Annotated in this window: 13 protein-coding genes and 2 pseudogenes; 5 read left to right on the forward strand and 10 right to left on the reverse strand. The window is 30.2% G+C overall.

The window, feature by feature from the left end; genetic code table 11:
- Positions 1 to 229 (forward strand): annotated as a pseudogene (locus BST83_RS19735) (NAD-dependent epimerase); the annotation flags it as partial.
- Here the strand turns inward: BST83_RS19735 and BST83_RS01630 are convergent.
- The 4 genes and pseudogenes from BST83_RS01630 to BST83_RS01645 form a co-directional block, all read right to left on the reverse strand.
- The gene (locus tag BST83_RS01630) at positions 207 to 665 is read right to left on the reverse strand and encodes a DUF4296 domain-containing protein (protein WP_104808303.1); all 459 of its coding nucleotides are present in this window, start codon (positions 663 to 665) and stop codon (positions 207 to 209) included. The pseudogene BST83_RS19735 and the gene BST83_RS01630 overlap by 23 nt on opposite strands.
- 1 nt (position 666) lies before the next feature.
- Positions 667 to 2,005: pseudogene (locus BST83_RS01635) on the reverse strand (dihydroorotase).
- Positions 2,006 to 2,093: 88 nt separating this feature from the next.
- Positions 2,094 to 2,561, reverse strand: a complete 468-nt coding sequence (locus BST83_RS01640) for a GNAT family N-acetyltransferase (RefSeq protein WP_104808305.1) — start codon at positions 2,559 to 2,561, stop codon at positions 2,094 to 2,096.
- Complete coding sequence (locus BST83_RS01645) at positions 2,562 to 3,281, reverse strand: polyprenol monophosphomannose synthase (protein WP_104808306.1); 720 nt, start codon at positions 3,279 to 3,281, stop codon at positions 2,562 to 2,564.
- Between the two features lie 85 nt (positions 3,282 to 3,366).
- On the opposite strand from BST83_RS01645, the gene BST83_RS01650 reads away from it, so the two are divergent.
- Both BST83_RS01650 and BST83_RS01655 read left to right on the forward strand, forming a co-directional pair.
- Positions 3,367 to 4,008: a DUF4271 domain-containing protein gene (locus BST83_RS01650; RefSeq protein ID WP_104808307.1), complete on the forward strand. Its 642-nt coding sequence runs from the start codon at positions 3,367 to 3,369 to the stop codon at positions 4,006 to 4,008.
- Positions 4,009 to 4,025: 17 nt separating this feature from the next.
- Positions 4,026 to 4,772 (forward strand): uroporphyrinogen-III synthase, encoded by a 747-nt coding sequence (locus tag BST83_RS01655; RefSeq protein WP_104808308.1) that lies wholly within the window; start codon positions 4,026 to 4,028, stop codon positions 4,770 to 4,772.
- A 107-nt stretch (positions 4,773 to 4,879) separates the two neighbouring features.
- Here BST83_RS01655 and BST83_RS01660 read toward each other — a convergent pair whose 3' ends face one another.
- The 6 genes from BST83_RS01660 to BST83_RS01685 all read right to left on the reverse strand — a co-directional run bounded on the left by BST83_RS01660 (position 4,880) and on the right by BST83_RS01685 (position 13,517).
- Positions 4,880 to 5,569 carry an alpha/beta hydrolase family protein gene (locus tag BST83_RS01660; protein WP_367889122.1) on the reverse strand — a complete coding sequence of 230 codons (690 nt, stop codon included), beginning with the start codon at positions 5,567 to 5,569 and terminating at the stop codon, positions 4,880 to 4,882.
- 156 nt (positions 5,570 to 5,725) lie between these two features.
- Entirely contained in the window at positions 5,726 to 6,346 is a 621-nt protein-coding gene (locus tag BST83_RS01665) for a LysE family transporter (protein WP_104808309.1), read from the reverse strand.
- 115 nt (positions 6,347 to 6,461) lie between these two features.
- Positions 6,462 to 7,805, reverse strand: coding sequence for an NADP-specific glutamate dehydrogenase (gene gdhA, locus BST83_RS01670; protein ID WP_104808310.1), 1,344 nt, complete (start codon positions 7,803 to 7,805; stop codon positions 6,462 to 6,464).
- A 203-nt stretch (positions 7,806 to 8,008) separates the two neighbouring features.
- Positions 8,009 to 8,911, reverse strand: coding sequence for an IS1595 family transposase (locus tag BST83_RS01675; protein ID WP_104808311.1), 903 nt, complete (start codon positions 8,909 to 8,911; stop codon positions 8,009 to 8,011).
- 59 nt (positions 8,912 to 8,970) lie between these two features.
- Entirely contained in the window at positions 8,971 to 10,308 is a 1,338-nt protein-coding gene (gene gdhA, locus BST83_RS01680; protein WP_104808312.1) for an NADP-specific glutamate dehydrogenase, read from the reverse strand.
- 176 nt (positions 10,309 to 10,484) lie between these two features.
- Positions 10,485 to 13,517, reverse strand: coding sequence for a PEP/pyruvate-binding domain-containing protein (locus BST83_RS01685; protein WP_104808313.1), 3,033 nt, complete (start codon positions 13,515 to 13,517; stop codon positions 10,485 to 10,487).
- 134 nt (positions 13,518 to 13,651) lie between these two features.
- Between BST83_RS01685 and pheS the strand changes: the two genes are divergently transcribed.
- Entirely contained in the window at positions 13,652 to 14,671 is a 1,020-nt protein-coding gene (gene pheS / locus BST83_RS01690; protein WP_104808314.1) for a phenylalanine--tRNA ligase subunit alpha, read from the forward strand.
- Positions 14,671 to 14,928 (forward strand): hypothetical protein, encoded by a 258-nt coding sequence (locus BST83_RS01695; protein WP_104808315.1) that lies wholly within the window; start codon positions 14,671 to 14,673, stop codon positions 14,926 to 14,928. The genes pheS and BST83_RS01695 overlap by 1 nt, the downstream gene beginning before the upstream one ends.
- Positions 14,929 to 14,994 lie beyond the last annotated feature (66 nt).

Genomic DNA, 14,994 nt, shown 5'->3' on the forward strand with positions numbered 1-14,994 from the left:
AAAAATAAAATCCTGGCAAACCAATATCTTTTGGCGAGTTGCTTGGCTCCTATCAAAAATTACAGGAAAAGAACCTTTATTAAGTAAATATTCGGCTAGATCTGCACATGCAGTTTCTAAATATTCATCAGAAAAAATAGAAAAAATACTTAATTTTAAATTTGAAAAAACAGAAAAATCAGTTGAAGAGATTTGTAAAAACTATATTAAAGAGCATTCTTTACCTTAAAATCTTTTTTATTTAACACCAAACTATCCTCTTTTATGTTATTTTTCTTAATTTCCCTAACCTTGTTTAGAGAGTCATTTCGTATCGAATCTCGTCTAGTATTTATATCGTCGTTATTTTTTTTCTCTTTTTCTAAGCTAGCTTTCGCGTCCTCAAAAATTTCTTGATACAAATCTATTTTAGACATATAATACACATTACTAGTTTGAAAACGGGCACTATCAATTTTAAATTGATCGTAGACCAAAGACATGTATTCAATCTTAGTTTCTAGATTCTTATTTTTAACATATTTAGCGGAAGATGCAATCATCATTTCTTGAATTAAAAGACGCATTGTATCTCTGGGAATTAAGTCTTTTGGTTCTTCTAAAATAGTATTACTTGTGCAAGAAACCAAAAATATAAAAATTAATAAATAACTTATTTTCTTCATTTTAACGATTAAAAGTGATGCGTTTTCTTTAATTTCATCATTAAAACACCATTATTATAAATTAAATTTCCATTCACAAATGTGTGCGTTATGGTGGATGAAAATGTTGTTCCTTCAAAAGGAGACCAGCCGCATTTGTATAAGAGATTATCTCTAGAAACAGTTTGTGGTTTGTTCGTGTCAATTAAAACGATATCAGCAAAATAACCTTCTTTTATAAATCCGCGTTTTTCTATTTGAAATAATTTTGCAGGATTATGGCTCATTTTTTCAACTGCTTTTTCAATTGAAATTATGCCTTCTTTTACTTTCTCTAAAATTGCAACGATTGCATGTTGTACAAGCGGTCCACCACTTGGCGCTTTTAAATACTTATTACTTTTTTCTTCTAAAGTGTGTGGTGCATGGTCTGTCGCAATAACATCAATTCTGTCATCTAACAAAGCCTCCCATAAACCCAACCTGTCTGCCTCTGTTTTTACCGCAGGATTCCATTTAATATGCGTTCCTTTTTCTTCATAATCTTTATCTGAAAACCACAAATGATGAATACAAACTTCTGATGTAATTTGCTTTTCTTCTAAAGGAATGTCGTTTCTAAAAAGACGCGTTTCTTTAGCAGTGGATAAGTGAAAAACGTGCAACCTTGCTCCTGTTTTCTTAGCCAGTTCAATTGCTTTGGATGAAGACAAATAACATGCGGCTTCACTTCTAATTATTGGATGATATTTTATAGGAATATCTTCGCCATATTTTTCAATAAACTCTTCCGTGTTTTTTCTGATGGTCGCTTCGTCTTCGCAATGCACAGAAATAATCATTTTGGTTGATGAGAAAATTTTTTCTAAAATTTCTTCATTATCCACCAACATATTTCCGGTAGACGACCCCAAAAATAATTTAATTCCGGCTACTTTTTTAGAATCCGTTTTTAATAATTCTTCTAAATTATCGTTGGTACCACCAAACATAAAAGAATAATTTGCGTACGAATCTTTTGCAGCAATTGTAAATTTATCTTCTAATAATTTCTGAGTGGTCGCTTGCGGAACTGTGTTTGGCATTTCTATAAAAGTTGTAATTCCGCCAGCAATAGCAGCTCTACTTTCTGCTGCAATATTCCCTTTGTGTGTTAAACCAGGTTCTCTAAAATGCACTTGATCGTCTATAAAACCCGGAATTAAATACTTCCCATCCGCATTAATAATTTCTACATTGACGGGAGCTTTTATTTCTGATGAAATTTGTTTTATAATTTCATTTTCAATGAGAACATCACCTAAAAAAATAGTATTTTCATTTACAATTTTTGCGTTTTTTATTAAAATTGATTTCTTCATTCTCATTATTATTTAATAGCAATTACACAAAGGTTTTCGCAAACTTTATTATTGATGTTTTTAATGTTATGCCTAATTAATCGCGTTTTTAAATATCCATTCTCATATTTACTAAACTCTTTATAAGTCCGAATCTTTCATAAGCTTTTATAGCGCCAACATTGTTACTATACACATCTAGCCTTAGCTCTTTCAAGTCTTTTTCTTTTGCCCAGCCTTTTAAAGATTCTAAAATTAGACTGCTAATTCTTTGTCCTCTAAACGCAGGTTTTACAAATATAAAACCAATATAACCATGCTTTAAATTTTTATGATATTCTTTAGAATCCTCTAATCTAATATATCCAGAAGCAACTAATTCATCATTAAGAACCCCAACAATTAAATGACTTTTTTTCGAAGTAATTAATTGCGGAATATTATAATAACACAAATCACCATCCGCCAAAAAAGAATCTAAAGGTCTTTCGAACCCTATAACTCCTTGTTCAAATTGTAACAAAGTTTCTAAATCATCTAAATTTGCAGTTCTAATAGAAATAGGTTTGTTTATCATTTATTTTGGTAAGCCTTTTAAACGCATTCTTATTACTCCAAAAAGTGCTTCAAACACAATATTTCCGCTCATTTTAGACGTTCCTAAAGTTCTGTCAGTGAAAATAACTGAAACTTCTTTTATATTAAATTTATGTTTCCAAGCTTTAAATTTCATTTCAATTTGAAAAGCATAACCAGCAAACCTAATTTTATCAAGATTAATGGTTTCTAACACATTTCTTTTCCAACAAACAAAGCCTGCAGTTGTGTCAAAAACCGGAATTCTGGTTATAAAACGCACATATTTTGATGCAAAATAAGATAAAAGTACTCGTTTCATTGGCCAATTAACAACATTTACACCTTGCGAATATCTTGACCCAATAGAAACATCTGCGCCGTCTTTATAACACTTATTATATAAACGAATTAAATCTTTTGGATTGTGAGAAAAATCGGCATCCATTTCTATAATATAATTGTATTTTTTTTCAATTGCCCACCTAAATCCATGAATATAAGCACTTCCTAAGCCGTGTTTACCAATTCTTTTTTCTAAAAAAAGCTGTTTTGGAAATTCCGTAATAAGATTTTTAACAATTTCTGAAGTTCCATCTGGAGAATTGTCATCAACAATTAAGATATGAAATGCTTTTCTTTGATTGAAAGTGGCTCTTATAATAGCTTCAATATTTTCTTTTTCGTTGTAAGTGGGGATAATAACTAATGAATCAGACATAAATAAATAATATATGTAAGTAAGAAAACAAATATACATTATATAATTACTAATTTTGTGTTAATCATAACGAAATGAAAACTACTTGCAAGCACTAGAAAAAATAATAACTACTAAGAGTTGGGTTACAGCATTAATAATGCTACTATTTATAGGCGTAGTTTTATTAAAAGCATTAGACACCAATAGATTAAAAGGAAGTGTTTTTAGTTTGTTTAATATCAACTTTATAGAAAGCGAGTCTGAAGAAAATACAAGCTTTTTTGACTCCTTTAAGATCGTAATTTTCATGTTTACGGTAATTGTATTATCCCTATTAGCGTATCGCTTTAAAACGTATAGATTATCAATAAATGTATCAAGCTTTTCGTCTTATCTGCCCGTTTTTTTAAGTTTATTATCTTATTTTTTAATTAAAAGAACTTTAGAGTATTTGCTTTTTTACTTATTTTTAATCAAAAGAGACGTGCGTTTTTTCATTGTTTCAAAGGTTAATTATTTACATACAATTACATTTTTACTATATTTAGCAATAGTTTTAAGTGAATATATAGGTTTAAAACAATGGTATTTATTTTATTTTGCAGCCTTGTTATTTATTGTAAGATTTGTAATTCATATAGTAAGTAACAAAAAGCTGATATTTAATAAGTTGTTTTATTTTATTTTGTACATTTGCGCCGTTGAAATAGCCCCGCTATTTATATTGTTTAAAATGATGTTTTAATTATAGAACGAAAGCATATGAGAGTGAAAACAATTTTAGTATCACAACCTGCTCCCAAGACAGAAACTTCACCTTATTTTGATTTGTCTGACAAACAAAAAGTAAAAATCGATTTTAGATCTTTTATTCATGTTGAAGGGATTACGGTTAAAGATATAAGGTTACATAAAATTGATTTTAAAAACTTTACTGCAATTATTTTAACAAGCAGAAATGCTGTAGATCACTTTTTTAGAGTTGCAGAAGAAATGCGCTTTAAAGTGCCAGATTCTATGAAATATTTTTGTCAATCTGAGGCCGTAGCTTATTATTTACAAAAATATGTTGTGTATAGAAAACGTAAGATTTATGTTGGCACAAGGACGTTTACAGATTTAACCAAGTTAATAAAGAAACACAAAACAGAGAAGTTTTTATTACCTTCTTCGGATAAGTTAAAACCTTTAATACCTGCTGAATTAGATGAACTAGGCATTAATTGGACACGTGTAGATTTATATAAAACGGTAGTTAGTGACTTGTCTGATTTAGAAGATGTTTTTTATGATGTTTTAGTGTTTTTTAGTCCTTCAGGAATAGAATCTTTATTTCATAATTTCCCAAACTTCAAACAAAATAATACAAGAATAGCAGCTTTTGGTAATTCTACCATAAAAGCAGTTACAGAAGCTGGTTTAAAGTGCGATATTGAAGCACCAACTCCGGATACACCTTCTATGACAATGGCTTTAGATAAATATATTAAAGAAATAAATAAAAAATAATTTATTCTTAATTTTTACACTAAGCTTGTCGAAGTGTTTTTTCAGGGCAATATAAAACAAAAAAAATCGAACAGAAATGTTCGATTTTTTTTGTTTTAACAATCTATTTACTTCAAAAATTCAACACAAAATTTTACGGTAATTTCTAATTCTTTTGATCCCATTTTTTCTTTCCACGGATGAGAAGTATTAAAAACATGATTTGCATTTTCAATAATTTGATATTCACTTTTTGGATTCCATTTATGTAAATTTTCTGCTTCCTCGATCAAAACAGAAGTATCAGCATCTCCATGAATAATTAACTGCGAGATTTTTAAATTCTCAGTTGCTTTTTTCACATTAAAACGTTCTTTATTTTTGATAAAATCTTCATAAAACTGATAAAAATGAGGCATTTGCTGTTTTGTCCTTCCGTTTAAAACATATTTTACGCCGTCTTTTTTCCATTGCTCTAAATCGCCAATTGTAGCTGTTCTTTTTTCAAAATCACAAACTCCCGCCAACGTAATTACTTTTTTAATTCTGTTATCTTCATTTGCTTTTAATAACACGATTCCTCCACCTCTACTATGCCCAATCAAAGAAATAGCTTCTAAATTAATTTCATTTTTAAAATCCGAATTACCAGAAATCCAATCGATTACGGTTTCTAAATCATCCAATTCTTTTGTATAATTATTAGTACCAAAAGCTTCTAGATCCGGAAAATCTATTGGGTTATCAACAGTTCCTCCATTATGCGAAAAATTAAATTTGATGAAGAAAAACCCTGCATTTGCAAAAGTTTCCGCCAAGATATTCCAAGCTCCCCAATCTTTAAATCCTTTGTACCCGTGACAAAAAATAATTATTTTTTTGGTTTCTTTGTTTCTTTATAAAAAACATCTGTAACGATAGGTTTGTTGTGTTTTCCTTTAACTTCTATGTTGTTTATATTTTTCATCTCTTCTTTAAAAAAATAGATTAATTACTGCTAAAACAGCTACGAATGCGGTTAAAATAGCTAAAATTATATTGATGTCTTTTGTTAGTTTCCCAGTCTTTTTCTGAATAAAATTAGCGGATTTCCCATATAAAAAAAGGATATAAAATGTACCAATTGCAGCTCCTAAAATAAAAAATAAAACGGAAATAACATCAAAACTAAACCTATTAAAAGCATCTAAAGTTGCCACTATTCCGCAAAAAAAAGGAATCGAAAACATATTTAAAACAGATAACGTAATTCCTGCTAAAAAAGCATTTTCCTTTTTTACAGCACCTGTTTCAATCTTAATTTTCCTTTTTTTTGATTCTCTGTAAAAATAGTAAGATAAAAAAACAAAAATTACAATCGCTATTTTTTCTAAGGTTTCTATAATTAATGGATTTTCTACAATCCCTTTCGTTAAAAAAACAGAAATATAAGCTTGTGGAAGTGCAACTACCGAAACACCAATTGCATATTCATTTAATTCTTTTTTACCGTTTTCTAAACTAATTTTTAGCGCTGTCATGTTTAGCATACTTGGAGTTATCGAGCCCAGAAAAGAAAAAATAAATCCGAAGAAAAAATGTGAAACTAAAATCATTACTTAAAAATTGATAGGTATTATAATTTTTTTTAAAACTACGGTATATATACTTACAAAAAAACGCATCAAATAAATTGATGCGTTTTTTATATTTAAATTTACTACTAAATCTTTATACAACTCCTTGGGCTAACATTGCGTCTGCAACCTTTACAAAACCTGCAATATTTGCACCTTTGATATAATCTATTGTTCCGTCTTCATTTTCACCATATTCTACACAAGAATCATGAATATCTTCCATAATATCTTTTAATTTATCATCTACTTCTTTACGAGACCAACTTAATCTTAAAGAATTCTGACTCATTTCTAAACCAGAAGTTGCAACTCCCCCTGCATTTGAGGCTTTTCCTGGAGCAAATAATATTTTTGCATTTTGAAACTCATGAATTGCTTCCGGTGTAGAAGGCATATTTGCTCCTTCAGAAACACACATACAACCGTTTTTAATTAATTGTTTTGCTTCGTCTCCATTCAACTCATTTTGAGTTGCACATGGTAACGCAATATCACATTTCACAGACCAAGGTCTTCCTCCTGCTACAAATTTTGCATTTGGATATTTTTCTGTGTATTCGCTAATTCTTCCTCTTTTTTCATTTTTGATGTACATTATATGCTTCAACTTTTCTGTGTTGATTCCTTCTTCATCTAAAATGTAGCCTCCAGAGTCTGATAAAGTTAAAACAGTAGCACCTAATTCTATCGCTTTTTCTGCAGCATATTGTGCAACGTTTCCAGAACCAGAAATCACTACTTTTTTACCTGCAAAAGAATCTTCTTTACGCAATAACATATTTTGTGCAAAATACACCGTACCATACCCTGTTGCTTCTGGTCTAATTAAAGAACCACCCCAAGACGCACCTTTACCAGTTAAAACTCCTGTAAATGAGTTGTTTAATTTTTTATACATACCAAACATAAATCCAATTTCTCTTGAACCAACACCAATATCCCCGGCAGGAACATCTGTATTATGACCAATATGTCTATACAATTCTGACATAAATGAATGACAAAAACGCATAATTTCATTTTCTGATTTTCCTTTTGGATCAAAATCAGAACCACCTTTTCCACCACCCATTGGCAAAGTAGTTAACGAGTTTTTAAACACTTGTTCAAATGCTAAAAACTTTAAAATACTTGCATTTACTGTTGGATGAAAACGCAAACCACCTTTATAAGGGCCAATTGCCGAATTCATTTGTATTCTATATCCTCTATTTACTTGTATTTCTCCATTATCATCTACCCAAGAAACTCTAAAAGAAATTAATCTTTCTGGCTCTACCATTCTAAGTAAAATATTTTTACCGTTATAAATATCGTGATTTGCGATATAAGGAATTACAGTTTCTGCAACTTCTTGAACGGCTTGTAAAAATTCTGGCTCATGGTTATTTCTAGTTTTCACCATTTCCATAAACTCTTTAATCTTTAATTCCATAATGTTTGATTTGATTTTCTACGATTTGTATACAAATTTAACGATGTAAATGTAAGAATTTTTCAATATCAGTAAATTAAAATACCCAAAATTACTCCTACAATTCCAACAAAATTTGGATAATACTACTTGATATTTCTTTGAAAATAAAAAAAATGCATCAAAAAAATGATTCATTTTAGTCTTTAAAATATATTTTTGAGTTATACGCTTAGCATCTGTTTTATTTGATTTTGATATATTGGTTTACTTTCTACCATTCTATTAATCGTTTTATGAAATATGCTGGTTTTAAATTGAGAGCGATTAATTCTAAAACAAAACTCATCAAAGTATGCTTGAATATGCCATTTACTTACATGGGTTGGTATTGCTCTCAACCATGACTTAACTTGCATAATCACAATGTGTAATTGTTTGAAATTAGCACCATTATTACTATATATTTGGTCAATGTCATACATCTCTTTTAAAGGTTGGTAACCTCTCCATTTATCAGTTACTATTTTAGCAGATGTGCTTATATGCTCTTCAAATATCGGGGTTAATGATTTTGCAGAATAGTCTTTGATGGATCTGATATAAACTCTTTTAACTTTATTGCCATCTGTTAATTCTACTGCGATAACAGCCTTTTTCTTTTTCGTATCATAACTTCTTCCTTGTTTGCCTTCTTCTTTCCCTCCAACAGTAAATTCATCAACATGGATTAATTTCTCTAAAGGATATTTTTGACTGCTTTTCATTGCTTTACGCACTTTTTGCATGAAATACCACGCTGTTCCTTGGCGAATGCTAAAACGTTTTCCCATTTGAATACTTGAAATACTTTTACTACTTGTACTCATTTCAAAAACCACACAAAAGGCTTTTTGCAATCCAAATTTAACTTTATGAAATAAGGTGTTTGCAGTGGCGCTTTCTACGTGTTGACAGTTATAACAATGGTATCTATAATCTACTTTTTCACAGCCTTTGGTATGACCACATTTCATACAAGTAAATCCATCTTGCCATTTTATTTTGGCTAAATACGCTTTACACGCAGCATCATTTGGTAATTCTTTTATAAAGTTTAGTATATCTTGACCTTCAAATTGTTCCATATCTCTTGTTTTAAAGGGTATAATATACAGAAATTAAATGACTAACTCAAATATATTTTTTACACAACTCCTAAATCTAACATAGAATCTGCTACTTTAATAAAACCAGCTATGTTTGCTCCTTTTACATAATTTATATAACCATCTTCTTGTGTTCCGTATTTTAAACAAGCGGTATGAATAGAATGCATTATTTGATGTAATTTATCGTCTACCTCTTCTTTAGTCCAATTTAGCTTCATCGCATTTTGAGACATTTCTAAACCAGAAACTCCTACTCCACCGGCATTTACCGCTTTACCTGGTCCATATAAAATTTTGGCATTATGAAATACATGAACAGCTTCTGGGGTACAACCCATATTAGAAACTTCTGCTATATATTGTACGCCATTTGCAACCAGTTTTATTGCATCTTCCTCGTTTAATTCATTTTGAGTTGCACAAGGCATTGCAATATCACATTTTACACTCCAAGGTTTTTCATTAGCATAAAATTTGGCTTCTGGAAATTCATCTGCATACGGAGAAACAATGTCATTATTAGATGCTCTTAACTGCAATAAATAACTTATTTTATCATGATCGAAACCTTTTTCATCATAAATATATCCATCAGGACCAGAAATTGTAACTACTTTTCCGCCTAATTCGGTGATTTTTAAAGCAACACCCCAGGTTACATTTCCAAAACCGGAAAGTGAAATTATTTTACCATTAAAATCATCATTTTTAGTTTCTAGCATTTCCTTTGTAAAGTAAACACCACCAAAACCTGTTGCTTCTGGTCTAATTAAGCTTCCTCCCCAATTTAAACCTTTTCCTGTAAAAACGCCTGTATGTTCTTGCTGTAGTTTTTTATACATTCCGTACATAAACCCAATTTCTCTACCACCGGTGCCAATATCCCCAGCTGGCACATCTGTACTTGGTCCAATCATTCTCCACAATTCTAACATAAATGCTTGGCAAAAACGCATAATTTCGGTGTCCGATTTTCCTTTTGGATTAAAATCTGAACCTCCTTTTCCACCTCCCATTGGCAGTGTTGTTAAGGCGTTTTTAAATATTTGCTCAAATCCTAGAAACTTTAAGATACTTAAATTTACACTCGGGTGTAAACGGATTCCTCCTTTGTAAGGTCCTAACGCATTATTATATTGTACTCTATGCCCTAAATTTACTTGAACATGGCCTGCATCATCAATCCAAGAAATTCTAAATGTTAAAATTCGATCTGGCTCCACCAAACGTTCAATAATTTTAGCCGCTTCATATTGTGGGTTTTCATTATATATAGTCTCAATAGACACTAAAACTTCGGTAACAGCCTGTAAATATTCTTTTTCACCAGGGTGTTTCGTTTCCAAATTTGTTAAAATTTCTTTTACATTCATATTGATATACTTAATAACTTTTATAGAATAATTTTATACATCAAAAATACATTTTAAAATTGATTTTAAAATGGAATATTTATCGAGTTTTTTAATATTTAACAATAATTTATCCGTTTTTTATGAATCTTAATGTTTATTCATTTATTTGAAGACTTTTTTATTATATATACATTTTACATAAATCCTTCCGGAGGTAATTCTTCAAATGATTCTTCTATATTTGAAGCACTGTTTTCCAATGAAATACCTTCTTTAAAAATAGCTGCTTTATTATTTTCACCATCAATAATAGCTGTAAGTGCATTTTTAAAGGAAATATGCCTTAAATAAGAATCTTCAAAAACAGCCTCGTGTTTATTTAAGTAATCTACATCAAAAAAACCATCATCTATAAACGGATTTATCGTTAAATACCCCACTTTAAATGATGTTAAATTTTGAAAAAAATGGGTTCCTTGACTTGGATCTATTCTAAAGTTATTTAAACCAGATTCTACTATTATTTTTGCTGCTGAAATTTGAGACCAAAGCACAGGAATTCCTAACCAAGAATCACTTGAGCCCCAGCGCCCCGGGCCAACCAAAATATAAGGTTTATCTAATGCAACAAATTTTCTATTAATTTCTTCAACTGCATTTGCAATATCTCTTGTATTGGCTGAATTAAAAGTTTCTGGTTTTACATAAACTACATCGAAAATGTTTTCATATTTTCCATTTCCTAAAGCAGATTCAGAATAAATTATGGTCTCAGAAATATCTAAATTTTCAGGTAATTTACTAACCGTTTCCATACTTTGTATGATTGGTCTTATTTGTAAAAAGCTAAATTCTTTTGGTTTCCCTGGCGGAACATCTAGCTTTACGGCAAACTCTATCTCTATTGGATTTCTCATTTCTCGTTGCCCAACACGTAAGAGTTCTTGTAAAATTTCTGGCAACGGAAACGTATTGTATTTTAAAATATTATCAAACGTGATTACACGAATACCATCATGCATTACGCCCGGTTTAATTGTATTATTTTGTAAATCGTATGTCGATGCTACAAACTTTAAGGAACCATGGTTTTCTGCTTCTCTGATTGTTACTTTCTTTTTATTGATTGCTTCACTAGTTGAAATTTTATAACTATCAGGATCAAGATCTAAACCATAAAAATACTGTTGCGTATCTCTTTGCGTAGAGCCTGGAGAAGATAATTGCAACACTTTTTTTGGATAATAGGGTGAAAAGCGTAATGTTTGTCCGCCCCCAACAATTATTTCACCTAAACCAAGAGCAATATTAGCAATTCCTTCACTTGCCTTTTCTTCTCCAATAGGATAAAAATTAATAGAACGTGCTACTCCAGAAATATTTGGATAATATACATCTTGATATTGTTTACCTGTAACTTCTTGTAAAATTACAGCCATTTTATCTTCTTCTATAGTATGTGATATCGCTTTTAAATAGGATTTACTGTTTTCAAAGAAGGCAGATGCAATAACCGATTTAATGGCATTAGAAACCATTTCAACTTTTTTGTTTATGTCAGAATTTGGTATCATATACGTTGCAAAAACCCCCGCAAAAGGCTGATAATTTGAGTCTTCTAACATACTAGAGGAACGCACAGCAATGGGACATTTGGTTGTTTCTAAGAATGCCTTAATATCTTCTAGCGCCCATTCTGGTAAATCCTTTGAAATAAATTTATTTAATATTTTATCGTCATCTGTGCATTCTGCAGCAAATTTAATTAATTTGTGGGTCTCTATAAACTGATCAAAAACATCGGTACTTATTACTACCGTTCTTGGTATTGTTATACTTACGTTTTCAAATTTATTATATAAACTATTACGTTTTAAAAAGGAATCTATAAAAGCCAAACCTCTTGCTTTTCCGCCTAAAGCACCTTCACCAATTCTTGCATAGCCAACAAACTCATCGTATTTATATTTGTTAAATTTTACAATTACACCTCTAGATCTGTATACTCGGTATGCTTTAATAGAGTTAATTAAAAAGTCTCTTATTTGATCATTGTTTTCAAATTCATCATATTCTATAACGCTAAGTAAATCTGCTAAAGAAAAAAGGGCTCTTGATTTTAACCATTTAGAAAACTCGCTTCTTGTTGCGTGATACATCAAACAATCTTCAGAAACATTTTTTATCGCTCTTTGAAATTCACCTAAATCTTTGGCTGTTGCTAAAACTTTCATTTGCGTAGGATCCCAAAACTCGAAGTCTCCAAAAGCAAAATATTTCATGATATAATTTTTTATATCAACACCTAAAGTTTCTGAGTGTTTGTATAAAAATTTACCTTTAAGTTCTAACGCTCGTTTTTCGTTACTTGCATTCGATGATTGAATTAAAAAAGGAAAATACCGTTTATAATTTCTTACATAATCTAAAAATAAGAATCCTGCTTCTTTATTTCTCACGCCATCTTTATAATAATTAACATCGGATATTACCCCTAATAAATTATCTTTATAAGTATCAAATAAACCAATACCCTCTTCATAAGTTGTAGCTAGTAAAATTTTTGGTCTTCCTCGCATTAACATCATTTTTCTGTGCTCATTTAAGCCTTCAGACATTAATCCTTGTGTTTGTTTAAGGATCACTTTATAAATAAGTGGAATATATCTAGAGTAAAATTTTAGCGAATCTTCTACTAATAATATGGCTTTAACACCCACAACATTAATATCAACTTCGGCATTCATTCTATCTTCTGTTAATTTTATGATGGCCAAAAATATGTCTGCATTTCCATTCCAGTGAAAAACAAAATCTATACTATCGGTATTTTCTTTTTGTAGCTTACTTCTTAATAGCGAAGAATGATAACTTAAAGCAGCAATTGGTACATCAGGAAAGGCTTCTTTAATTTTTTTTGATGATTCAAAAGCATTATGATTACCAATATCTAACCAAGTAATAACAATGTCAATTTGATGAGATTCCATCATTATAATAGCTCTTTTTGCAGAATTTGCATGAATAAAATTTGGTGGATGCCTTAAATTTAAAGAGGTGTATTCATTAAAGATTCGTTCCTCAATTCTACCATCTTCTTCAAGCATGTAAAAATCGTAATTAGAACAAACTATTAATACCTTATTAATTCTATTTTGCATTAATTTATCAAAAGTAACCTCCTTAAATGCGTATGTTTTTAAGTTTGATAAGATATTTTCTTTCATTTTAATTCCATTTTTATGACGTACAATATATTCAATTTCTAGTTTAGAACTTTAATAAAATTTAAGTATTCAACTCAAAAATTAGATTCAACAAAAATAAAAAGGTGTAAATTCGCCGTTTAATTTATTATGTAATGTTAGATACAGTAAAAGAGCTTATTGGTGATGTAAAATCTTTTAAAGCAACAACAAAAGACGAAGTTGAGACTTTTAGAATTAAATATTTAGGTTCTAAAGGTTTATTAAAAGATTTATTTGCAGAATTTAAAAATGTGGATGCCGCGTTGCGTAAAGATTTTGGACAAGCATTAAACAATTTAAAGGCCTCTGCAGAGTATAAAGTTGCTGAATTAACAGAAGCTTTAGAAAATTCTACCAGCGAAAAATCTTTTTACGGAGATTTAACACGTCCGTCAGAACCAATAGAATTAGGTTCTAGACATCCAATTTCATTGGTTAGAAATCAAATTATTAAGGTTTTTAATAGAATTGGTTTTACTGTTTCTGAAGGGCCAGAAATTGAAGATGATTGGCACAACTTTACAGCGTTGAATTTGCCAGAATATCATCCTGCAAGGGACATGCAAGACACGTTCTTTATTGAGCAAAATCCAGATATTTTATTGCGTACACATACTTCTTCTGTGCAAGTGCGTTATATGGAAGAAAATAAACCGCCAATACGCACAATTTCTCCTGGAAGAGTTTTTAGAAACGAAGATATTTCTGCAAGAGCACATTGTATTTTTCATCAAGTAGAAGGTTTATATATTGATACTGATGTTTCTTTTGCTGATTTAAAACAAACACTTTTATACTTTACAAAAGAGATGTTTGGAAAGTCTAAAATTAGGTTAAGACCTTCTTATTTCCCTTTTACAGAGCCAAGTGCAGAAGTAGATATTTATTGGGGATTAGAAACAGAAACAGATTATAGAATTACAAAAGGTACCGGTTGGTTAGAAATTATGGGTTGTGGAATGGTCGATCCTAATGTATTGAAAAATGCCAATATTGATCCAACAAAATATTCTGGTTACGCTTTTGGAATGGGCATAGAACGTATTGCAATGTTATTATATCAAATTCCTGATATTAGAATGTTTTACGAAAATGACAAACGTCTTTTAGAACAATTTAAATCAGTTATATAATGAATTACTTTTCACAATTTTGGGACGAAAATAGAGATGATGAACATGCAGATTGGGGTTTCTCAACTTGGTATTTTGAAACGAACGATGCAGATGAAGTTTTAAAACAAATTACTGTTTATAAAAACGGAAAAATTACCAAATATGATTTAGAAAATCAAGAAGATAAATTTGGTGGTTTGTGCGAAGGAACATTAACTATTGATGACTGTGATGGAGATGAAATTTCTAAAGAAAGTTTTTACGAGATCTGGTAGTTTAAACCGAATTTAGTTCCTCTTTTTATAAAAAATTGCTTTATGCTGATAAAAAAATCTTTTTCT

The sequence above is a fragment of the Polaribacter filamentus genome, from assembly GCF_002943715.1.
Classification (GTDB): domain Bacteria; phylum Bacteroidota; class Bacteroidia; order Flavobacteriales; family Flavobacteriaceae; genus Polaribacter; species Polaribacter filamentus.

Excerpts from the sequence above, each read along its gene's own strand:
- BST83_RS01630 (WP_104808303.1), bottom strand. The coding sequence starts at position 665 with ATGAAGAAAATAAGTTATTTATTAATTTTTATATTTTTGGTTTCTTGC.
- BST83_RS01640 (WP_104808305.1), bottom strand. The coding sequence starts at position 2,561 with ATGATAAACAAACCTATTTCTATTAGAACTGCAAATTTAGATGATTTA.
- BST83_RS01645 (WP_104808306.1), bottom strand. The coding sequence starts at position 3,281 with ATGTCTGATTCATTAGTTATTATCCCCACTTACAACGAAAAAGAAAAT.
- BST83_RS01655 (WP_104808308.1), top strand. The coding sequence starts at position 4,026 with ATGAGAGTGAAAACAATTTTAGTATCACAACCTGCTCCCAAGACAGAA.
- BST83_RS01665 (WP_104808309.1), bottom strand. The coding sequence starts at position 6,346 with ATGATTTTAGTTTCACATTTTTTCTTCGGATTTATTTTTTCTTTTCTG.
- gdhA (WP_104808310.1), bottom strand. The coding sequence starts at position 7,805 with ATGGAATTAAAGATTAAAGAGTTTATGGAAATGGTGAAAACTAGAAAT.
- BST83_RS01675 (WP_104808311.1), bottom strand. The coding sequence starts at position 8,911 with ATGGAACAATTTGAAGGTCAAGATATACTAAACTTTATAAAAGAATTA.
- gdhA (WP_104808312.1), bottom strand. The coding sequence starts at position 10,308 with ATGAATGTAAAAGAAATTTTAACAAATTTGGAAACGAAACACCCTGGT.
- BST83_RS01685 (WP_104808313.1), bottom strand. The coding sequence starts at position 13,517 with ATGAAAGAAAATATCTTATCAAACTTAAAAACATACGCATTTAAGGAG.
- pheS (WP_104808314.1), top strand. The coding sequence starts at position 13,652 with ATGTTAGATACAGTAAAAGAGCTTATTGGTGATGTAAAATCTTTTAAA.
- BST83_RS01695 (WP_104808315.1), top strand. The coding sequence starts at position 14,671 with ATGAATTACTTTTCACAATTTTGGGACGAAAATAGAGATGATGAACAT.